Annotated in this window: 17 protein-coding genes and 1 tRNA gene; 13 read left to right on the forward strand and 5 right to left on the reverse strand. The window is 62.5% G+C overall.

All coding sequences use genetic code 11. The features are described from left to right. Positions 1-89: 89 nt before the first annotated feature. Positions 90-845: a Nif3-like dinuclear metal center hexameric protein gene (locus GX515_07025; GenBank protein HHY32763.1), complete on the reverse strand. Its 756-nt coding sequence runs from the start codon at positions 843-845 to the stop codon at positions 90-92. A 314-nt stretch (positions 846-1159) separates the two neighbouring features. Here GX515_07025 and GX515_07030 point away from each other — a divergent pair, with 314 nt between their 5' ends. Together GX515_07030 and GX515_07035 are read left to right on the forward strand one after the other, a co-directional pair. Continuing rightward, complete coding sequence (locus GX515_07030) at positions 1160-2389, forward strand: pyridoxal phosphate-dependent aminotransferase family protein (protein HHY32764.1); 1230 nt, start codon at positions 1160-1162, stop codon at positions 2387-2389. Further along, positions 2386-3612, forward strand: coding sequence for an alcohol dehydrogenase catalytic domain-containing protein (locus tag GX515_07035; GenBank protein HHY32765.1), 1227 nt, complete (start codon positions 2386-2388; stop codon positions 3610-3612). Before GX515_07030 ends, GX515_07035 begins: the two co-directional genes overlap by 4 nt. 240 nt (positions 3613-3852) lie before the next feature. On the opposite strand, the gene GX515_07040 is transcribed toward GX515_07035, so the two are convergent. Both GX515_07040 and GX515_07045 read right to left on the reverse strand, forming a co-directional pair. Beyond that, positions 3853-4275, reverse strand: a complete 423-nt coding sequence (locus GX515_07040) for a rubrerythrin family protein (protein HHY32766.1) — start codon at positions 4273-4275, stop codon at positions 3853-3855. A 1-nt stretch (position 4276) separates the two neighbouring features. After that, positions 4277-4795: a transcriptional repressor gene (locus GX515_07045; GenBank protein ID HHY32767.1), complete on the reverse strand. Its 519-nt coding sequence runs from the start codon at positions 4793-4795 to the stop codon at positions 4277-4279. Between the two features lie 756 nt (positions 4796-5551). Between GX515_07045 and GX515_07050 the strand changes: the two genes are divergently transcribed. From GX515_07050 to GX515_07060, 3 genes are read left to right on the forward strand one after another with little or no spacing between them, the layout of a single operon-like run. Continuing rightward, positions 5552-5884 (forward strand): hypothetical protein, encoded by a 333-nt coding sequence (locus tag GX515_07050; protein ID HHY32768.1) that lies wholly within the window; start codon positions 5552-5554, stop codon positions 5882-5884. A gap of 35 nt (positions 5885-5919) precedes the next feature. Next, complete coding sequence (gene ypeB / locus GX515_07055) at positions 5920-7281, forward strand: germination protein YpeB (GenBank protein HHY32769.1); 1362 nt, start codon at positions 5920-5922, stop codon at positions 7279-7281. Then, a complete protein-coding gene (locus GX515_07060) occupies positions 7278-8519 on the forward strand; it encodes a geranylgeranyl reductase family protein (GenBank protein HHY32770.1) in 1242 nt (413 codons plus the stop codon). The genes ypeB and GX515_07060 overlap by 4 nt, the downstream gene beginning before the upstream one ends. 6 nt (positions 8520-8525) lie before the next feature. On the opposite strand, the gene spo0A is transcribed toward GX515_07060, so the two are convergent. After that, entirely contained in the window at positions 8526-9314 is a 789-nt protein-coding gene (spo0A, locus tag GX515_07065; GenBank protein ID HHY32771.1) for a sporulation transcription factor Spo0A, read from the reverse strand. Positions 9315-9692: 378 nt separating this feature from the next. Continuing rightward, a tRNA-Arg gene (locus GX515_07070) sits at positions 9693-9768 on the reverse strand. A gap of 280 nt (positions 9769-10048) precedes the next feature. Between GX515_07070 and GX515_07075 the strand changes: the two genes are divergently transcribed. The 8 genes from GX515_07075 to nuoE all read left to right on the forward strand — a co-directional run bounded on the left by GX515_07075 (position 10049) and on the right by nuoE (position 20708). Further along, positions 10049-10360 (forward strand): hypothetical protein, encoded by a 312-nt coding sequence (locus GX515_07075; protein ID HHY32772.1) that lies wholly within the window; start codon positions 10049-10051, stop codon positions 10358-10360. Positions 10361-10842: 482 nt separating this feature from the next. After that, entirely contained in the window at positions 10843-12177 is a 1335-nt protein-coding gene (locus GX515_07080; GenBank protein ID HHY32773.1) for a Trk family potassium uptake protein, read from the forward strand. 81 nt (positions 12178-12258) lie between these two features. Beyond that, the gene (locus GX515_07085) at positions 12259-12717 is read left to right on the forward strand and encodes an arginine decarboxylase, pyruvoyl-dependent (protein ID HHY32774.1); all 459 of its coding nucleotides are present in this window, start codon (positions 12259-12261) and stop codon (positions 12715-12717) included. A 198-nt stretch (positions 12718-12915) separates the two neighbouring features. Further along, positions 12916-13839 (forward strand): agmatinase, encoded by a 924-nt coding sequence (gene speB / locus GX515_07090; protein ID HHY32775.1) that lies wholly within the window; start codon positions 12916-12918, stop codon positions 13837-13839. Between the two features lie 137 nt (positions 13840-13976). Then, positions 13977-15716 carry an ABC transporter ATP-binding protein gene (locus GX515_07095; GenBank protein ID HHY32776.1) on the forward strand — a complete coding sequence of 580 codons (1740 nt, stop codon included), beginning with the start codon at positions 13977-13979 and terminating at the stop codon, positions 15714-15716. Between the two features lie 3 nt (positions 15717-15719). Beyond that, the gene (locus tag GX515_07100; protein ID HHY32777.1) at positions 15720-17804 is read left to right on the forward strand and encodes an ABC transporter ATP-binding protein; all 2085 of its coding nucleotides are present in this window, start codon (positions 15720-15722) and stop codon (positions 17802-17804) included. 107 nt (positions 17805-17911) lie between these two features. Then, on the forward strand, positions 17912-19348 hold the full coding sequence (locus GX515_07105) for a sigma 54-interacting transcriptional regulator (GenBank protein ID HHY32778.1): 1437 nt from the start codon (positions 17912-17914) through the stop codon (positions 19346-19348). Positions 19349-20213: 865 nt separating this feature from the next. Then, a complete protein-coding gene (nuoE, locus tag GX515_07110) occupies positions 20214-20708 on the forward strand; it encodes an NADH-quinone oxidoreductase subunit NuoE (protein HHY32779.1) in 495 nt (164 codons plus the stop codon). Positions 20709-20735: the final 27 nt, after the last annotated feature.

Raw genomic sequence — 20735 nt, forward strand, 5'->3', positions numbered from 1 at the left:
GACGCGCGCGGCGGCACGAGGGGTGTCGTGGGCGGGAGCATGCAGGACCGACCGGTCGGGGACCGGCCTCGCAACATGAAGGACGCGGCCTACAGCCCGGTGGGGCTCTCCACGAACACGGCGGGTATGCCGAAGGTCTCCTCGACGTGTCTTGCGAGCGCCTTGGGCCCAAGGGTTTCCGTGGCGTAGTGACCAGCGAAGATGACGTTGATCCCGGCGTCCCGCGCAAGGGTGGCTGCCTCATGGCTCGTCTCGCCGGTGAGGTATACGTCTGCCCCGGCTTCGACCGCCTGCATGAGGTCAGGCCCGCCACCGCCGCTGCATATCGCCACACGGACAACCTCGCGCCTTCCGAACCCGAGAAGCGTCACCGGCGAACCCAGGCCCCGCTCCACCGTGGCGGCGAGGTCCTTCACGCTCGTCCTCTCCACCTCGCCGATGACACCTATGAGCGAGCCCCTGTATCGGAGGAAAGGCTTCGGATTTGCGAGGCCGATCATCCTCGCGAGCTGGGCGTTGTTGCCAACCTCAGGATGCATGTCCAAGGGGAGGTGGGCAGCGTACAGGCCGACGCCATGCTCGATGAGAAATCTCACCCGCTTGTAGAGCGCCCCCCGGAGTGGCGCTCTCCCCCAGAAAAGGCCATGGTGGACGAGGAGGAGCTGGGCGCCGGCTTCTTTTGCGCGTGTGAAGGCCTCGAGGCTTGCGTCGACAGCCGCTGCGATACGCGTGATGTCCCTGTCTGTCTCCACCTGCAGCCCATTGACGGAAGAGTCGTCGATCTCTGGGACGCGCAGGTAAGAGTCTAGGTGCTCGACGATTGAGGAGAGCCGCACAATCATCACCGCCCGTTTCGTTCTTTCTTGTCCTGTGGTGGGTGGCGGCAATCGGCAATCAAGCCGCTCCACAGGTGGCCGCTTACCATGATGCCGATCACCGTGATAATCATATCATACGCGCGCGGGCCGCGCTACGAAATCGCCCCTACCGTGCCGTCCGCGGCCCGAGCTCTCACGCTGCCCGGCGAGATACAGGACTCCGTGCCTGGTGGGCGGTGTGCACAAAAATGTTGACACTCGCTGACGCCGGGTGGTAGACTGTCCTCAGGATGTTTATCCATAATCTAGGCGCGGGTCGGCCGCGAGGAGGCAGTGTCAGCATGTCGACGCCTGTGAATTCCCTTCAGAGAAGGGTCAACGCTTTTTCTAGCAGGCTTACCAAGGTGAAGAACGAGAACCTCTATTACTATTTGCAGCAGGTGGACGCGCTCGACGGGGCGAGGGTGCAGATCGACGGCGAGTGGAAGGTGATATTCTCGTCGTACTCGTACCTCGGCCTTATCACTCATCCAAGGATCAACGCCGCGGCCAACGAGGCCACCAACGAGTTCGGGACGGGCACCCACGGCGTGCGAATCCTCGCGGGCACGACCAAGCTTCACGTCGCTCTCGAGAAGAGGATGGCGGAGTTCATGAGGACCGAGGACGCTATCGCCTTCAACAGCGGGTTCCTCGCGAACGTGGCCACCATCTCATCACTGATGGGCAAAGGCGACGCTGTGATTTGCGACGAGCTGTCCCATGCGAGCCTCGTAGACGGCTGCAGGCTTTCGAGGGCTGAGTTCATCTGGGCGAAGCACAACAACCTTGAGGACGTGGAGCGCATTTTGGCGGATGCGAAGGACAAGTACCGTGGCAAGCTCGTCATCGTGGACGCTGTGTACAGTATGGACGGCGACGTGGCGCCGGTGCCGGAGCTCATCGAGCTCGTCCGAAAGTACGATGCGTGGCTCCTCGTGGACGAAGCGCACTCCCTCGGTGTCCTGGGCGAGACCGGCCACGGCATTCAGGAGTACTTCGGGCTTCCCGCGGGGGCGATAGACATCCTAACCGGGTCTCTGTCGAAGACCATCCCTGCCGTGGGCGGATATGCCGCCGGCAGGGCTGACTTCATCTCGTTCCTCCGCCACAACGCAAGAGGGTTCGTATTCTCCGCGGCGCTTCCACCGGCGGCCGTCGCGGCGGCGCGCGAAGCCTTCGACGTCATAGAAGAGGAGCAGTGGCGCATTGGGAAACTGCGCCGTAACATCAAGAGATTCGTGGACGGGCTGAACGAGCTCGGCTATAACACGCTCAACACGAAAAGCTCGGTGATCCCAATCGTAATCGGTGACGAGGAGACCACTCTCAGGCTCACGATGCTCCTCCACAACGAGGGTATATTCATCTGCCCGATCCTGCCGCCCGCGGTTCCACCGAAGACATGCAGGCTCCGCGCGAACGTTCTCGCGTCTCACACCGACGAGGACATTGATTTCGCCCTGGACTGCCTGGAGAAGGCCGGGGCGAAGCTGGGCATCATCGGGGCAAGGAGGCAGGCCGCGCTATGAAGGCGGTGCAATTCCTCGGCACCGTCCCGCGCTACCTCTTCTCCAAGGCGGCGGGGGCGCTTACGGAGAGAGCCTTTTATGGCCCTGCATCCGGCGTGGTGCTGCGCGATGTGCAGGAGCCCAGGCTGCCCAGCGCGAACTGGGTGAAGGTGAAGACCCGGTATTCGGGGATATGCGGAAGCGATATCAACCTCATTCTCCTGCATGACAGCCCCAGCTCGTCGCCGTATGTGTCGTTTCCGTTCACCTTCGGCCATGAGAACTGCGGTACTGTGGTGGAGGTGGGGGCGAACGTAGATAACGTCCGCGTCGGCCAGAGGGTGCTCGTCGACCCTGTCCTATCGTGCGGTCCACGGGAGATAGCGGAGCCGTGCGACTTCTGCAAGCGCGGAGACTATTCGCTGTGTCAGAACTTCACCGAAGGAATAGTCTCACCCGGGTTCGCCATTGGCCTCTGCCGTGACACGGGGGGCGGTTGGGGCGAGTTCTTCGTCGCTCACAAGTCCCAGGTCATTCCACTTGATGACGACGTGACGTTCGAGGACGCGGTGGTCGTCGATGCATTCTGCTCCGCGCTTCACCCGGTCCTCCGCAATTTCCCTGATGACCGGGACACGTGCCTCGTCATGGGCGCGGGGGTCATAGGCATATCGGTGGTTGCGGCGCTCCGGGCCCTGGGGAGCCGGGCGCGGGTGGTGGTGATGGCGAAGTACCCGTTCCAGGCCGAGCTCGCGCGCGCTTTCGGCGCAGACGACGTGGTGTGCTCGCGCGCCAGCGCGGACTACTTCGGAGACCTCGCGAAAACCCTTGGCGGGAAGGTTCTCAAGCCCATGGTCGGCAAGAGGATCGTGCAGGGTGGCGCCGATGTCGTCTTCGAATGCGTTGGGAGCTCCACGAGCATCGACGACGCATTGAGGTTCACGCGGTCCGGCGGGAGGATGGTGCTCGTGGGCCTCGCGGCGTTCCCAAAGGGCGTGGATTGGACGCCCATCTGGCTTAACGAGATCACGGTCCGCGGGTCGTTCTGGTGCGGCGGCGAGACTTACGAGGGCAGGAAGACCACGACGTACAGGCTGGCGTACGAGCTCATCAAGAACGGCAAGGTGTCCCTCTCTCGGCTCCTCACCCACAAGTTCAGAGTCGAGGATTACAAGAAGGCCATCGAGGCGAACCTGCACAAATCCGCAAGCAAGGTAGTCAAGTCCGCCTTTGAGTTCGACTGACCGCCGTGCCGCGGGATTCCGGTGGCGGTCCAGGCCGTCTAAGCACGGCGCCACAAGTCCTCGTCTCCTTTCTTGACGCCGCTGGGGTTGCCGGTGCTCTCGGTCCGAGAAGGCTAGGTGGGGCGGAAACCCGTCCCCACCTAGCTTTCGCCTTGCTCACTATGCGCGCTCTGCCATCCGAATCGTGGCTCGGTTCTTGACCGCCGGATCCTCGTAGGTCAGAGAGGCTAGGCCCGGGGCTCACGCGAAGTAGCGCTTCAGGAGCCCTTCGAGCATCTGGGCGTGTCGGGCCTCGTCACGGGAGGATTCGTCGAAGAAGTCGTGGGCGGGGTCGATGCCGAGCTCCTTTGCCTTCACGGCAGATTCTCTCTTGCCTTTGTTCGCTGCCTGCTCGCCCTTGAGCATCCTCTCCAGGTTTTCCTTGGTGCTGGCGGATATGACGCCGTTGAGCTCCGCGAAATGGGCTGCGTGCCAGGCCTCCTCCATGGCTATCCTGACGAGTGCCGCCGCGACCTCGGGGTATCCCTCGCGCTCGGCCTGCCGGGCCATGGCCAGGTACACGCCCACCTCACTTGACTCGCCTCTGAGGTTCATGTTCACCGCTTCCTCAAGCTCGGTCCCTCTCGTTACCCCCAGCTTGACTTCACACACAAGCTCTGCCATTCTATTCCTCTCCTTTCGTTGGTTTTCCCGTCCTCTCCTCGAGGCCGGGGCGCCGGCGCGAGTCGGCAGCGTCCATCTGGCCAAAACGCGCCTCGCAATCCTTGCAGTACCCGTAAAAGTAGTGGTCGTGGTCGACGACAAGACGTGGGATCTTCGCCTCAAGACGGGGCTCGAGCTCTGCGAGGTCCTCATCCACCTCCCGCGGCGTGTCCTCCACGCGCCCGCATATCGTGCACACGAAATGCGCGTGCGGCAAGGCGTTGGCGTCGTAGCGAAACACGTTCTCACGCATGGCAAGTCTCCGGACGAGCCCCGCGGAGACCAGGGCCTGGAGCGTACAGTAGACAGTATTGAGACTCAGCGTCGGAAAGGCGGGCTTGAGTGCCTCGTACACCGCGTCCACGCTTGGGTGACTTGTGGTGCCTTTGAGCATTTCGTATACAGCAACTCTTTGGGGTGTAGGTCTTATCCCCGCCCCGCGGAGCTCATCCGCGATGGATCGTCTGGTTACATCTCTCATGTCGCGCTCACCACCAGACTCATTACCCTGCTTGGTCGGCAGGGGGTGTCTTCCAGAAGCGTCGCCTTCCCGCCCTCGAGACGCGAGCGATGCCGTGCCGTCCTCACGCCCACGCCTGACGCGGAAGAGCTTCGTCGGCACGGGAAAAGACAAAGCCAATGGAAAACCGAACCTGTGACAACTGCTAGGTAATACTATTTACTAACTAGTAATCATTACTGTCACCCTCATTATCGGTCTCTTTTTCGCGCACCGCAAACAGCGTACACAGGCACTGCACCGCTAAAGGGCATGAAAGGCGTCATCTGTTCGCAATTATATGCATATTGCGCATCCAGGCTAATGAAAGCGGCGCCGGGCGCAACCGCACGCCGCCCCGGCGCTCCCTGCCGACCGTCGTCAACATACCATGGGGCGAGGTGGTCAAGTCGGTGGTCGTCGGGCCAGGCGGCTGCACGCTGCCTCGGCGCATATCGACTTCGTCGCGCGGAATAATAATCCCGGACCTTTGGCGGCCGCGGGAAGTGGTGGCAAGTGTACAAGGCTGGAAGAATATGCATCGCGCTTCTCGTCCTCGTGGCTCTCGTAGCTGTTGTGTGGTACGTTCGTCTCGGGGGGCGCGCGCCCGCTGCCGAGACGTGGCCGGCAAGGGCTGACGTCGACGCCCGCTCTTCGGCGGCTCCAACCACGGCTGTGGCTCCGACGTCGTGGGAGCTCGCGGCGCCTGGCCAGGCGTACGACTATAACTTCGATCTCATGGCCCGCGTGATCTCGGCTGAGGCGAAGGGCGAGCCGTACGTGGGGCAGGTGGCGGTGGGCGCGGTCATTCTCAACCGCGTGGAACACCCTCATTTCCCAAAGACCATCCCGGGGGTCATCTTCGAGCCCGACGCGTTCACCGCTGTGTCCCAGGGGACTATCTGGTTGCCACCGACAGCGTCCGCGATCCGCGCCGCTCAGGATGCACTCGCAGGGTGGGACCCCACGGGAGGAGCGCTTTACTACTACAATCCGGCCAAGGCGACCAACTGGTGGATTACAACCAGGCGTTTCCTGGTCCAGATCGGGAGCCACGTCTTCTATAGGTGACCAGATCACACGTGACGTGAGATGAGGTGGATGGCATGAGACGCGACTGGTTGCGCCTCGGCGGGGTCGTTGTCGTGATCCTCCTGGGCCTCGTGACCCTTCGCGAGCACAGGCTGCGACGCGAGATCGAGCTGAGAACGGAGAACCAGTATCAGCGGGCATTTCAGGAAGTGGTTTATCACCTCGACGGCCTCGAGCAGGAGCTCGCCAAGGCTCTCGCGGCCGGTTCGACGACCCAGACTGCCAAGGCATTCGCTGACGCCTGGAGGCATTCGGAGTCGGCGAGGTCTGCCATAGGCCAGCTTCCCATCGCTACGGTGCCGCTTTCCGCTACCGAGGACTTCATCGGCCGGGTTGCCGCGTTTACCTACACCCTGTCACAGAAGGGAGCCTCCGGCGCGACCATCACGGATCGAGAGTGGAATGTGCTACGGGATTTCCGCAGGCAAGCCAAGTTTGCCGCCGAAGAGCTCGCGAAGATGGGAGAAGACTTCGCCACAGGCGCCTTGCGGTGGACAGAGTTCCAACGTGACACGGTGGCTGCTGCAGCCACCCGGCCCGAACGCGCGCCGGAGAGCACACCGTCGAACCAAGTTACCAAGGGTTTCAAAATGCTTGAGGATGGAATGACGCGGTTCCCGTCCCCGGACCTTGAAGGAGTGCTGCCGCCCCCCGAGAGGAAGCTGCCGCAAGTGCCTGGCGCCGCGATCGGCACCGATGAGGCCGTGCGCGTGGCCGTGAGCTTTGTGGGACCGTCGGTTGTCGCGGGCAGGCGGGCCGGGGTCGTCGGGAGGGTGCCATCGGACCCGGAAGCATACAGGATCCAGATTCCGGCGAGCGGCGGACGCGGTGCCGTGTGGGTGGATGTGTCCGTCAAAGGGGGGCGCGTCCTGTGGATGATGGATGAGACGCCGATCGGCGCTGCCACGGTCGCCCCGGCCATGGCGGAGGCCATCGCGGCCGACTTCCTCGCTTCCAGGGGTTTCGAGAACATGCGGCAGATCTCGAGGCAGGTACACGAGGGAGTCGCGGTGATAGGCTTTGCCTGCGAGCAGGACGGCGTGCTCATGTATCCGGACCAGGTCGTTGTTAGGGTCGCCCTTGACACGGGAAGGGTGGACGGCTTCGAGGGCACGAACTACCAAGTCTTCCACAGAGCGAGGCGGATAGCGCCGCCTGGTGTCACTGAGGCCCAGGCTAGGGCCGCGCTGAACCCGAGGCTGGACGTTACGGCTTCACGCCTTGCCGTGATCATGGACGACTTCTATAAGGAGACGCTCGTGTACGAGTTTCGCGGCACGCTGGACGACCAGACCTATCTCGTGTACGTGAACGCGGATACGGGTGAGGAAGAGAAGATAAAGAGAGTGGGGCCTCAAGGCATCGAGACTGTATGATGCGCAGCTATGACGTGGTGGTGGTTGGAGCGGGACCGGCCGGCTCGACCGCCGCGCGGGTGGCAGCTGAGCGGGGCCTCTCGGTTCTGCTCATCGACAAGGCCAAGTTTCCGAGGAACAAGCCGTGCGCCGGCGGTGTGACGGCAAAGGCCATTAGAGAGCTAGGATTCGAGTTGCCAGATGCCGTCGTCGAACATGACATAATGGGCATAAAGCTCATCTCGTCCAGGGGTGGGTCGGTCTCGGCAAGGGATTCCAGGCGGCTTGGGGTAACGGTGCGACGCGCGACGTTCGACAGCTTTCTTGCCTCGAAGGCCGCGGAGGCGGGCGCGGAGTTCTTGGACCAGACGCCGCTCGTTGGGCTCTTGGTGGAGACGGGCTCTCGGCGTGAACGTTACGTGGTTACCACGGGGCGGGGCCGGTTCGGGGCAAGGGCGGTCATCGGCGCCGATGGCGCGTGCGGAAGAACCGCCAGGCTGGCGGGGGTGAGGGGCCGCTGGTCCAGGTGGGAACTGGGGGCATCAGTCTGCGCTGAAGTCGATCTCTCGCCCGGCTCCCCGACGGGGGAGACGGCCGACACGGACCTCATCGAGCTTTACCTCGTTCCGCCCCTGAGGGCGGCGTTTGGTTGGGCTTTCCACCGAAAGAACGGGCTGCACGTGGGAGTGGGCGCGACCGCCATTGACGCGCCCAGGCTCCCCAGCGCGTTCGCGGATCATTTCAGCCGCGTGGCAGGGGCCCATCAGCTGGGCATCCCGTGCCCGAAGGCGAAGGGGCATCTCCTGCCCACGGGAGGCCTCAGGCGGCCTGTCGCCCGGGGAATGGTCTTCCTGGCGGGCGATGCCGCAGGCTTCGTGGACCCCTTCTCCGGCGAGGGAATATACAGCGCCATCCGGAGCGGCAAGATGGCCGCGGAAACCGTCGCGGACGCACTACGCTACGGCCGCTCCTCGGACGCGGCAGCCCTGTACACTCGAAGATGCCGCGCCGAGTTCTCGAGGGAGTTCCATCTCTCGATGCTCCTCGCGGCAGTGCTTGGGGTCAAAGACGGCGTGCCGTTCCGCATGGTGGAGGCCAACCCCGATCTCGCGTTCCTCCTCGCAGACATTCTGTTCGAGCCAGGCTCCTACCGGCGCCTGTTCGCGGCGAGCCTTCTGAAGTCTCCGAGAGTCCTCGCGAGATTCTTTGCGGCGCGGCTCGGCCTGTTGCCCACAGGCGACGTGCGCGTCTCTCGGTGAACGCGTTCAGGCCCCCTCTAGCATCCCGAGCCTCAGCTCTTCAGCGACCCGGGCTATGAAGAAGGAGTTCGTAGGGGCCTTACCGTCCCGAAAGGCCTCGCACTGGCCGAAGACCCTCTTGAGATACTCTGTATTCCCGTGCTTCCATGTCTTCTGTATGGTGTACCTGATGGCGGCTTCCACGATGAGGGGGGTGGTTGCATGTTTCTCGGCTATTTTCGGGTAGAGGGCTTTGGTGACGACTGCGAGCAAGCTTGGGTCTCGTCGAACCATCTCGATTGCTTCCTTTAGATACTGGTACCCCTTGAAATAAGTCGGCGCGCCCATTCTGAAAAGCACTCTTGCTACTTGGTCGGAGGCGCTTCTGCAGGCACTGTCGACGGGGATGCTCCGGGCTCTCACAGGCAGGGTTCTGTCGGCCCCTGCCACCTGGCGTATTCGATTGAGGAGGCAGGCGCCGTCGAAGGGCTTCAGAAGGTAGTAGTCTGCGCCGAGCCTCGCGCTCCTCTTTACCATGCTCTCCTCCTCGAACGCTGTGATAACGATGATGCCGGGCTTCTTCGGCAGGTCCATCTCGGAGAGGCGCTCCAACACTTCCAGCCCGTCAAGATAAGGCATTATGATATCGAGGAGAACGACGTCGGGTTTGACCTGCACGATCATGTCGAGCGCCTGTAAACCGTCCTCCGCGGACCCAGCCCATTCAAGGCCCGGCTCGCCGCGGACAAGAGCCTCGAGGATCTCACACATGTCCCGATTGTTCTCTGCCGCCATGACCTTTATCGTGCGCTCCATGGCGTGCCGCTACCCCCTTTCGCCGGCTCGGAACATAATATTGATGATTCTCTATCTTTTGCGATTATCCTTTCGGCGTCCAGAGGAGACAGAGACCGTCGAAAGCCAAGCGGGAGAGGGGGAAGTCCGTCGTGACGACCTAGTGGCGGCTGGGGAGGACGTGTTCCGCCTTCACGCACGTACGTCGCACGAAAGACAGCAGGTCGGCTCCAGGGCGTTGCATGGAGAGAGCTTGGCAGCGCCTGGTGCGTGATGTGGGAGATGGGGAGGTGGGACGACACTGAACTGAGTCGCGCGGGGAACCCGCGCGCTGGAGCTCGCAGCGGATCGTCGGAGCGGATGCGAAGCCGCGGATAAACAAGGAAAACCGCATAAAAATGGTGCGCCTAGCAGGACTCGAACCTGCGCACCCGGCTCCGGAGGCCGGCGCTCTGATCCTCTGAGCTATAGGCGCACTCTCAAGTAGAATGATATCAGCCTTGAGTCGTCCTGTCAATGATTCCGCGGACATTGCGGGCTCTTGGAGGCCGCGAGCGGCCCGGTCGGTCGCCCGCCGCGCCCACCGATTCGGCGCAGCACTTCTCCGCCACGCCCGGGCATGCCCTCGCTCCGCTGCACAAAACGGACGTTGCCTGCCTAGTATATGCTTGGGATGGCTTTTCCCCGAGAAGGCGAGGTGACTTTGGTTGAAGTGGCTCAGGGTGTTGTGGAACGTGGTCACGAGCGACGCGGTCATGGAACCGCTCATCATAATCCTCGTTGGTTACGGCCTTCAAGTTTACCAGAGAAATCGCAGATACCAGATGATACTTGATACTACAGTGGACGTCGTGGACTACATCGAGGAACACTATAAGGAGTGGGGCATAAAAGGCCATGAGAAGATGGATAAGTTCCTGGAGCTTTTCGTGAAGGAGTTCAAGAAAGCCACCGGCAAGGCTCCGCGAAAGGACGAGATTGAGACGGCTGTCCTGAGAGCCGAGGCCTATGTGCAAAGGGCCAGGCGTGGCGCGGCCACGGATTCGCGCGGGCGTAAGGCCGCCTGACCCGGCGCTAAGTGGACGCAAGCCGGCGCAAGTTCGCGCTGATTCTGAGCATGCGGGTCCTGGCAAGGGCTACCGGCCTTGCCCTCCTGGGACGGCGTGTCATGCGGCATCGGCTCGCCCCGTTCGAACTCGGCGCGCAGGGTGGCCGAATTGCAGGCGCCCAGTCGGGCGAGGAGCACGGACGACCCCAGCGCCGTCAGGAAGAGAAACCAGGGCTTGTAGCACGGTACGCAGGACCAATGGTGGATTATGTGCGGTGCCCAGAGCCCGAGACGCGCGGCGCTCAGGCGTTTCGGTGCCTTACAAGGTCTGTCACGGCCGGTTCCGTCTCCGGTACCGGGGTTCCCACCCTGCGTTGACAAGACCTGCCGACGTGGTATAATCTTGAGCGTCGAAAACACGAGCTCTTGCGGGTTCCCCGGGAGGGCAGACTTGTGGCTTCCGAAATCTCCGGTGTGCATTCTGCCGGGCGGCGCTGGTTCTTGGCCCGAGTGAACGCGGCGAGCCCGGCGCAGGTTTTGGTGGGCGGCTTTGCGAGCCTGATTCTCGTAGGCGCGCTGCTGTTGACGCTTCCCGTCTCGTCTAGGGACGGGGCGCCGCTTCCCTTCCTCGACGCCTTGTTCACGTCTACGTCGGCGGTCTGCGTGACCGGCCTCGTGGTCGTGGACACTCATGACCAGTTCTCATTGTTCGGCCAGATCGTGATACTGCTCCTCATTCAGGTGGGCGGGCTCGGGATCATGACCATGTCCACGCTCATCTTCCTTCTGCTCGGCAGAAGGGTATCCCTTCGGAACAGGCTTATCATTCAGGAAGCCATGAATCACCTGACCCTTGAGGGAATGGTGCGCCTGGTCAGGAGAGTCCTTCTGGTCACGATGACCGTCGAAGGTGCCGGCGCGCTCCTCCTGGCAGCGCGATGGTCCTTCGACATGGGTTTTCCGAAATGCCTTTATTACGGCGTGTTCCACGCAGTGTCCGCATTCTGCAACTCAGGCATTGACCTCTTTGGAGGATTCAGGAGCCTCTCGGGGTATGCCACGGATGTCTGGGTCAACCTCGTGATCACCTCTCTCATCATTGTGGGCGGCCTGGGCTTCTCGGTGGTGAGTGAGGTCGTGGCACATCGCAGGGGAACCCGATTGAGCCTGCATGCGAGGCTGGTGCTCCTCACAACGGCGACTCTCATCGCAGTCGGGACGATCGTGATATTCCTACTCGAGTGGGATAATCCGGCGACCCTGGGGCCGTTGGGTCCGCTCGGGAGGGTGTTGGGCGCCTACTTTCAGGCTGTCACACCACGCACGGCCGGGTTCAGTACCGTATCCATTGGCGACATGCGGGCGGCCACGCAGCTTTTCTTGGTGATCCTCATGTTCATCGGGGCTTCCCCAGGCTCGACCGGAGGTGGGATAAAAACATCGACGTTCGCCACCCTCCTTCTTGCGGTGAGGAGCGTGGTCAGGGGCAAGGAGGACGTGGAGGTCTTCGAGCGGAGGATCCCCCGAAGGATCGTATACAGGGCTCTGGCGGTTTCGATGATATCCCTTGCCCTCGTGGTCGTCATGACCATGGCTTTGTCGATAACCCGCAACGACGACCTACTATCGGTCCTTTTCGAGGCCACGTCGGCGTTCGGGACAGTCGGCCTTTCCATGGGGCTCACGCCGAACCTAACGCCGCTCGGCAAGGTTCTCATAATGGCCACGATGTTCGCGGGACGCGTCGGCCCTCTCACGGTGGCAACGGCCATCGCTCAGAGGCAGCACGCCGCCAATGCCGTCAAGTACCCTGAGGAGCGGATCATGGTTGGATGAAAAAGACATGTTGCGGCGGACACTCGACTTAGCATAGTATGTAGTCGGTTCGAGGTCTATCAAGAGTGGAGGGATCAACGTATGTTGCCGACGCCTCGCAAATTCACCCTTGTCGCCGGGAGCTCCGAGGGCGACACCGCGCTCACTGCGTTCGACAAGGCGCTTCTCGCCGCCGGAATCGGGAATCTCAACCTCCTGAAAGTGTCGAGCATTCTGCCTCCAGGTGCGGAGTACATGGATGCACTTGACATACCGCCGGGTTCGTTGACTCCGACAGCTTACGGCTCGGTCACCAGCGACGTTCCCGGGGAGCGCATAGCGGCTGCAATCGGTGTCGGCATCGTCTCCGGAAGCTTCGGGGTGATCATGGAGTTCGGGGGCAAGTGCTCGAGGGAGGAAGCTGAGGACACCATCGAGAGGATGATACGCGAGGCTCTCGCTTTCCGGAAGATGGTGCCCGACAAGATCCTCATAAAGGGCACGGAGCACGTGGTTCAGAAGATCGGATGTGCCTTTGCAGGTGCGGCCCTCTGGTACTAGAAGGGTCCCGAGCAGGTGTACACCGCCCACGCCTCGTCTCTGCTGCGCCCGCTCTATCCGCGCGCAGGGTCAGGCGCTCTCGGCTGCGACGCGGTGGGCCTGCATGAGGGGCGAGTGTACTGACCGGGCAGCCCCTCGCGGGGCAGGATTGGTGATAGGTGGCTCTTGGAAGTTGACGTGCGGTGGGAGATGCTGGATATGAGTATCCTCGTGGAAAAGAGAGACGGATTCCTCGGGGCGCGCACTGACTACGATCGCGCCGATATCGTAATCCTGGGGCTTCCCATGGACTTTACTACGAGCTGGCGGCCTGGTGCGCGCGGCGGACCCGCCAAGATACGCGAGGTTTCGTTCTCCCTCGAGGAGTACAGCCCCAGCCAGGGGCGAACCCTTGCGTCGGTGAGGGCTGCTGACATCGGCGACGTATCCCTCCCGCTCGGCAATACCGAGAAGAGCCTCGACGCCATCGGACAGGTCGTGGAAAGGATCGTCGAAGACGGCAAGATCCCATTTGCGCTCGGAGGCGAGCATCTCGTGACCCTTCCGTGCGTGCGGGCTGTCGCCGGGGCGCACGGGGATCTTGTCGTCGTCCACCTCGACGCCCATGCTGACCTCCGAGACGAGTTCGCTGGGCAGAAGCTCTCCCACGCCACGGTCCTGAGAAGGGTTGCGGAGATCGTCGGGGTGGACAACCTTTACCAGGTCGGCATCAGATCAGGGGCGGCCGAGGAGTTTGCGCCCGGTCGCTGGGGTCCGCACAGGATCGCTGGACCCGTGCCTGCGGCCGTGCGAGCTGTGCTGGAGCAGTTAGGGGACCGGCCGTGCTACGTGACGCTCGACATCGACGTGGTTGACCCCGCTTTCGCGCCGGGAACGGGCACGCCAGAGCCGGGCGGATGTTCCTCGTCTGAGATCCTCGATGCCGCAGAGCTTCTCGCGCGCGCGAATGTCGTAGGTTTCGACCTTGTAGAGGTCGCGCCGCCGTGGGATTTCTCCGACATCACCTCGCTCCTTGCCGCCAAGATCGTGCGGGAGATGCTCCTTGGAGTAAGCGCCCGTCTTGCCTCCGCGACACGGGCCCCCGGTCGGACAGGCCCTAGTGACAGCGGGGAATTGCCATAGTCCAGCTTTGGAGTGTATAATTGGATCGTCGCCCCCCGCACCTACGCATCGCGCGAGGCCCAGAGGGGGTCTTTTCCCACCAACGCGCCTCAAGCGCGGCTTTGAGGTTGGAGCCTGTGCGGCGTAGATTTGGGCTTCTGAAAGACTTCTTTGTACGCTACAAGTCCAGGTATACCCTGGGCGTTCTTTTCCTGGTGGCGGTCGATGCCCTGCAGCTTGTGGTTCCGCGCATCCTCGGGAGGGTGACGGACGAGGTCCGCGCTGGCAAGCTCGACGCGAGCGGCCTTGCGCGTTACGTCGGCCTCATCGTGGGCATCGCCGTGCTGGTTGGGGTGGGCAGATACTTCTGGCGGATGTACATAATGGGCACCGCTCGCCTCATCGACTACACGCTGAGGAACAAGTTCTTTGGACACCTGGAGACCCTCTCCGCGAGTTTCTTCAACAACCACAAGACCGGCGATTTAATGGCGCACGCGACCAACGATATCCATGCCGTGAGGCACGCTCTGGCGCAAGGCGTGGTCATGTCGGTGGACGCGGCCTTCCTCACGATCGCCACTGTCGCCATCCTTGTACGCACCATAGACCTGCGGTTGGTGGCACTCGGGCTGGCGCCTCTTCCGTTCGTTGCCCTGGTCGTGACCCATTTCTCACGTGTCATACATCTGAGATTCCTAACTGTCCAGAAGACGTTCGCGGACCTCACCGACCGAACCCAGGAGAATCTGAGCGGCATACGGGTGGTCAAGGCGTTCGTGCAGGAAGAGTCGGAGGTGGGAAAGTTCACCGAGGTCGCCCAGCGCGTGGTCGACGCCAACATGCACCTCGTCAGGATCTGGGGCCTCTTCTGGCCGCTGGTCCAGTTCATCGCGGGCTTGGGTTTCGTGGTGGTTCTCGGATACGGCGGCAGGCTCGTGATCTCCGGCGATATCAGCCTGGGGGACTTCGTGGCCTTCGGGGGCTACCTCGGTATGGCTACCTGGCCCATGATGGCCATCGGATGGGTCGTCAACACTCTGCAAAGAGGCATGGCCTCCATGGACAGGTTGAACGTGATATTCTCCACGAGGCCGGAGGTTGAGGATTCAACGGATCTCGCCCCCGTAAGCCGGCTTGAGGGAGAGATCGAGTTTCGGGGTCTCCTGTTCGCCTATCCTGGCCAGGACCGTCCGGCTCTCCGCAACATCGACCTCAGGATCCCTGCTGGGCGCACCCTGGGGATACTAGGCAGGACCGGAAGCGGGAAGACAACCCTTGTCAGCCTTCTCTTGCGCCTCTACAATCCCGGCCCGGGCCAGCTTCTCATGGACGGCGTCGACATCAACAAGATCCCCCTCGCCGTCTTACGCCGCGACATCGGGTACGTTCCGCAGGACAACTTCCTGTTCTCGTCGTCTGTCCGGGAGAACATCGGCTTTGCCTCTGACGATTTCTCACCCGAGGAGATCGAGAAGGCAGCCGAGATCGCGGGCGTGGCGGACGACGTGCGCGGGTTCCCCGAGGGGTTTGGCACGATAGTGGGCGAGCGCGGGGTAACGCTGTCCGGCGGACAGAAGCAGAGGATCGCGATAGCGAGGGCGATTGTGAAGAATCCAAGGATACTCATCCTTGACGACTGCTTCTCCGCTGTGGACACGGAGACAGAGGAGAGGATCCTGAAGTCGCTACGAGGCATCATGCGACAACGGACGACCATTCTCATATCCCACAGGATATCCACCCTGAAAGAGGCGGACGAGATTATCGTGCTGGATGACGGCGAGATCGTAGAGCAGGGCGACCACGAGTCCCTTGTGGCCGCCGGGGGCATTTACGCCGACATCTACGAGCGCCAGCTGCTCGAAGAAGAGCTAACCTCCACTGAGGAGACGTGATCCATGCCAGGCATCCAGGAAGAAGAGGCTATTGGGAAAGCATACGACGCGAGGTTGATGAGGCGCCTGCTCAGGTACGCGGCCCCGTACAGGAAGCATCTGGTCGTGTGCGTGATCCTCCTCTTCGTCATCACCCTAACGGACCTCGCGCAACCTTACTTGACCAAGATAGCCATCGACGACCACATCAACGCGTTGGGCGCGCCCATGCTCGCTTTCTCGCCCGGCCAGGAGCCGTTCCCAGGCGTCGCCATACGCGGCATGGTGTTCGTGCGCGAGAAGTGGCTTCCGAAGAGCTTTCCGCGCCACGACGGCGAGGGAGACCCAACGTCCGGCTGTCCCGCGCGGATCGAGTTTGCGGACGGGCGGTATTTCCTCGTCATGGGCGATCCCTCGAGCGAGAGCGAGGCCGCAACCAGGGACGAGCTTACGCCCGAAGAGGTGCGTGCGTTCAAGGCGCGGGACGCAGCAGGTGTGTTGAAGCTCGCCCTCGCTCTCCTTGGCGCGATGATCCTCGGGTTCGTCCTGAACTACGCGCAGGTCTACATCCTCCAATACACCGGACAGAAGATCATCTTCAACATGCGGGTGGAGATATTCCGCCATCTACAGGAGCTTTCGCTGTCGTTCTTCGACAAGAACCCCGTCGGCCGACTAGTCACGAGGGTCACCAACGACACTGAGGCCCTGAACGAGATGTACACGTCGGTGCTGGTGAACTTGTTCAAAGACCTGTTCTTGCTTGTGGGCATCATCGTTGTGATGCTCAGGATGAACCTCGAGCTTGCGCTCGTAAGCCTTTCGACCGTCCCGATCATCATCGGGGTTACGGTGCTCTTCCGCGCGAAGGCCCGCGAGGCATACCGGCTCGTACGCACGAGGCTCGCCCGGATCAACGCGACGCTCGCCGAAAACATCTCCGGGATGAGGATCATCCAGATATTCGGGCGCGAAAGGAAGAAATATGAGGAGTTCGACTCGATAAACAGGGATTACCTCGCGGCCAACATGCGCGAACTCCAGGTGTACGCCATCTTTAGGCCCGCTATGGACCTCGTGTCATCCCTGGCGCTGGCGCTGCTTGTATGGTACGGAGGCGGCCGGGTGCTCGCTGGAAGGCTCGAGTTCGGGGTGTTGTATGCGTTCATTAACTACGTCCAACAGTTCTTCCGGCCTATCGAAGATCTGACGGACAAGTACAACATTATGCAGTCAGCCATGGCCGCATCGGAGAGGATATTCATGCTCCTCGACACTGACGCGCGGGAGCCTGATCCGGCGAAGCCCGCGTCGCTGGGGCGGCCGCGTGGAAGCATAGAGTTCCAGAACGTATGGTTCGCGTACAACGGCGAGGACTGGGTCTTGAAGGACGTGAGCTTCAAGGTCGAGCCGGGCGAGACTTGCGCCTTCGTGGGCGCCACGGGGGCGGGCAAGACATCCATCATCAGCCTGATAGGCAGGATGTATGAAATCTCGCGCGGGAGGATCCTTATAGATGGCGTTGACATCCGGGACATCCCCAGGCGTGAGCTTCGCCGCTACATCGGGGTGGTGCAGCAGGATGTGTTCCTCTTCACGGGGGACATCGAGAGCAACATTAGGCTCAACAACACTGAGATCAGCGAGAGTGACGTGCAGGAGGCCGCGAGGCACGTGAACGCCGACGCGTTCATAAGGCGGCTGCCCGGCGGGTATCGCGCCGAAGTGAAAGAGCGGGGGGTGACCCTGTCGGCGGGCCAGCGGCAACTCCTCGCATTCGCCAGGGCTCTCGCATTCGACCCTGCCATCCTGGTGCTCGACGAGGCTACGGCGAACATCGACACGGAGACAGAGGCGCTTATCCAGGATGCCCTCGCCAGGCTCGTGCGTGGCAGGACGACGTTGGTGGTGGCCCACAGGCTGTCAACTATCCAAAATGCTGACAAGATAGTCGTGATCCACAAGGGCAGGGTGCGTGAGATCGGCACACACCAGGAGCTTCTCGCGAAGAGGGGCATTTACTACCAGCTGTATCTCCTTCAGTACAAAGAGGAGCTCAGCCGGGCAGCGGCCGTCGGCATCGGAGGGCGGCAGCAGGGCGACTCCTGACCTCCCGCCGGTCGGTCGCGCCGACCGGCATGCGTCGCGTCTCTCGCTTCCTCGCTTCGCTATACGCCCATCGAGATGTGGTGTATAATTGCCCCGGAGGGAGATAGATGCCGTCGCATGTCCTGGTTGATCCCGAACGGTGCACGCAGTGCGGCAAGTGCGTGGCGGGATGTCCGTCCGGGGCGATGTCCTGCGCGAGCGGGCATGCGCCCGCCGTGGATGCGTCCAAGTGTGACGGGTGCGGAGAGTGCTTCAGGCTGTGCCCTGAGCGCGCTCTAGTGTTGGGTGGGGGCGCGGAAGGCGTGCTGTGGCTGCTCGCGGCGGGTGGCCGCGCGGCGCAGGCGGCCGACGGCGCCTTCGTCTCGGCGTTGCCGGGGCTCGAGCGAGGTACGCTGGTCCGGGCGGCCCGCGAGATGCTTGGGCGAGGTCGTCACGCGCATCAGGCTCCCTCGCCTGCCACGGGCGGGCAGGGCGAGGGCGAAGAGGGCGCGAAGGACTGTCGCGAGAGCGAGGCCCCGACTCTGTGCGTCAGTCATACTCGCCGCCGGGGCGGTTCGGGAGCTGGATATCCAGCGGTGGTGGCGTACAGCGTGGAGATGGGGCGTGTCCTGCAGCTGGCCGCGAAGGTGGCCCCGGTGAACACCACCGTCCTTATCCTTGGGGAATCCGGCGTTGGCAAGGAGGTCGTGGCGCGATTCATTCACATGAGCGGGCCGCGCCGGAACGGCCCGTTCGTCAACATCAATTGCGGCGCCATTCCGGGGTCCCTACTGGAGTCCGAGCTCTTCGGGTACGAGGCAGGTGCGTTCACCGGCGCGAGGCGCGAGGGCAAGCCCGGGATGATCGAGATGGCCGCCGGGGGAACGCTGTTCCTCGACGAGATATCGGAGCTTCCCACCGACCTCCAGGTGAAGCTGTTGCAGGTCATCCAGGAGCGAAAGCTCGTGCGGGTGGGCGGGGTGAAGCCCCTGAACGTGGACATCCGCATAATCGCAGCGACCAATCGCGACCTCGCGGCCATGGTGGCGAGGGGGGAGTTCCGCGCGGACCTCTTCTACCGGCTGAACGTCGTCCCCATCACCATTCCGCCCCTGCGCGAGCGGCCTGACGACGTGATCCCCCTTATCTACCATTTCCTTGACAGGTATAACAGCGCCCATGGCTACAAGAAGGTCATCAGCGAGGACGCGCGCGAGGTCTTGACGCGATACTCGTGGCCTGGGAACGTTAGGGAGCTCGAGAACCTCATCGAACGGTTGGTGGTTACCGTCGAGGGCGATGAGATCACCGTGAGGGATCTGCCCAAGGCGATCCTTGAGGAAGGCGGGGTGAGCCAGCCGCACGTGGTGGTGGGCGGGATCATGCCGCTCCGCCAGGCCGTGGAGGAAGTCGAGAGGCAGCTCATCCAGCGCGCGCTCGCTGAGAACAGGAGCACGTACAGCATAGCCAAGCTTCTCGGAGTCAATCAATCCACCGTGGTGCGGAAGATAAAGAAATACGCCGCAACGCGCGGCGCGACCGCTCCTTCGGCCAAGGCGCGATAAGAGTCGGGGTCACCGCTGGGCGAGAGCGCGGGTCACCGCGCCGCGTCTCTCCATGCGGACGGCTTGACGCATTCAGCGACCACGGTGACGTTGTGGACGTGGGGGAATGCGCCGGTGCATTTCATGATGCATCGGCGCATTAGTCTGTTTGCGGTGGTCCCACGGCGAACGCCGGCGCAGGCGGTGCGTGGTCTGTCTCTCAACGCGCGACTTGCCTAGGGTTGCCGGCCACGCCCTCTGGGGACGACGCGTTTGCGGCGCACCTCGTCCGGATTTGATTTGGCGCCCGAGCTCGCCGAATTCTCCACGCCCCGTTGTGCAAGCACCGGTAGCCCTGTCACTCCAAGAACAGACGACAACTTGCGATAGATGCTGTTGAACTTGCCTAGTAGCTGCCGATTTGCGCGGCCCTGGCAACGGCCTTGCGGGCCTTAACTCAGCCGGGATGGCATCACGTGGGTGACCCCGGCGGTCTCGTGGCGTCATACTTGGGTGCGCTGCGAGGAAAGCCGGGAGGAGGGGCAGGCGGGATCTCGCATAGGCGGCGTAGGGGGTGGTGGTCGCGATGCCGCGGTACGTGGCGCGGTACGTGGCGGGCGCCGACATGCCGCGACCCCCTCTTGCACGGGAGCGGTCACTTTCGATCGGCAGTCCGTGATGCGACTGTGCATTAGGCGCGGTGCATCGCTCCGGGCGAGCCGGGGGTGGGCGAACGAGATTGTGACAGACGGCACAATGGGTTGGACGCGCCTGGACGGATCCATTGTGATAACCTTCACAAGCGGCACGGTTCTTGCTATGGTTGCGGGCGGTAGTTGCGCGGCGGGGGTCGGCGTCCTGCCGCGGCGACGAAGGAGGAATCGGGATGGCGTGTGAAGAGTGCACATGTTTCGGCGGAGTGTCCGAGGAGCAGAAGGCCAAGGTGAGAGAGATCATCGAGCACTATCGGGGAAGGCCCGGCGTGCTCATCCAGGTTCTTCACGAGGCGCAGCAGGTCGTCGGGTACCTGCCCAGGGAGATCCAGACCATGGTGGCGGAGGGGCTCGGTGTTCCGTTGAGCGAGGTGTACAGCGTGGTTACGTTCTACGCGCTCTTCTCGCTCAAACCCAAAGGGCGGCATCAGATCAGCGTGTGCAAGGGCACAGCCTGCTACGTGAGGGGCGCTGAAGACATCCTGAAGAAGCTGGAGCAAGACCTGGGCATCCGGGCCAAGGACACCACGAGCGACGGCAAGTTCTCCATGGAGGTTGTCCGTTGCATGGGCGCGTGCGGCCTCGGCCCGGTGGTGAGGGTCGATGACGACATCTATGCGCGGATGAAGCCGGATAAGCTCAAAGACATCCTTGCCAAATACGACTAGGCGGGGTCACGCGAGGGAGAGTCTTCC

The organism is Bacillota bacterium, from assembly GCA_012842395.1.
GTDB lineage: Bacteria > Bacillota > SHA-98 > UBA4971 > UBA4971 > UBA6256.

Bases quoted from the DNA above. Each gene is read 5' to 3' on its own strand.
- GX515_07030 (HHY32764.1), top strand. From the start codon at position 1,160: ATGTCGACGCCTGTGAATTCCCTTCAGAGAAGGGTCAACGCTTTTTCT.
- GX515_07035 (HHY32765.1), top strand. From the start codon at position 2,386: ATGAAGGCGGTGCAATTCCTCGGCACCGTCCCGCGCTACCTCTTCTCC.
- GX515_07040 (HHY32766.1), bottom strand. From the start codon at position 4,275: ATGGCAGAGCTTGTGTGTGAAGTCAAGCTGGGGGTAACGAGAGGGACC.
- GX515_07045 (HHY32767.1), bottom strand. From the start codon at position 4,795: ATGAGAGATGTAACCAGACGATCCATCGCGGATGAGCTCCGCGGGGCG.
- GX515_07050 (HHY32768.1), top strand. From the start codon at position 5,552: ATGGCCCGCGTGATCTCGGCTGAGGCGAAGGGCGAGCCGTACGTGGGG.
- ypeB (HHY32769.1), top strand. From the start codon at position 5,920: ATGAGACGCGACTGGTTGCGCCTCGGCGGGGTCGTTGTCGTGATCCTC.
- GX515_07060 (HHY32770.1), top strand. From the start codon at position 7,278: ATGATGCGCAGCTATGACGTGGTGGTGGTTGGAGCGGGACCGGCCGGC.
- spo0A (HHY32771.1), bottom strand. From the start codon at position 9,314: ATGGAGCGCACGATAAAGGTCATGGCGGCAGAGAACAATCGGGACATG.
- GX515_07075 (HHY32772.1), top strand. From the start codon at position 10,049: ATGGAACCGCTCATCATAATCCTCGTTGGTTACGGCCTTCAAGTTTAC.
- GX515_07085 (HHY32774.1), top strand. From the start codon at position 12,259: ATGTTGCCGACGCCTCGCAAATTCACCCTTGTCGCCGGGAGCTCCGAG.
- speB (HHY32775.1), top strand. From the start codon at position 12,916: ATGAGTATCCTCGTGGAAAAGAGAGACGGATTCCTCGGGGCGCGCACT.
- GX515_07100 (HHY32777.1), top strand. From the start codon at position 15,720: ATGCCAGGCATCCAGGAAGAAGAGGCTATTGGGAAAGCATACGACGCG.
- GX515_07105 (HHY32778.1), top strand. From the start codon at position 17,912: ATGCCGTCGCATGTCCTGGTTGATCCCGAACGGTGCACGCAGTGCGGC.
- nuoE (HHY32779.1), top strand. From the start codon at position 20,214: ATGGCGTGTGAAGAGTGCACATGTTTCGGCGGAGTGTCCGAGGAGCAG.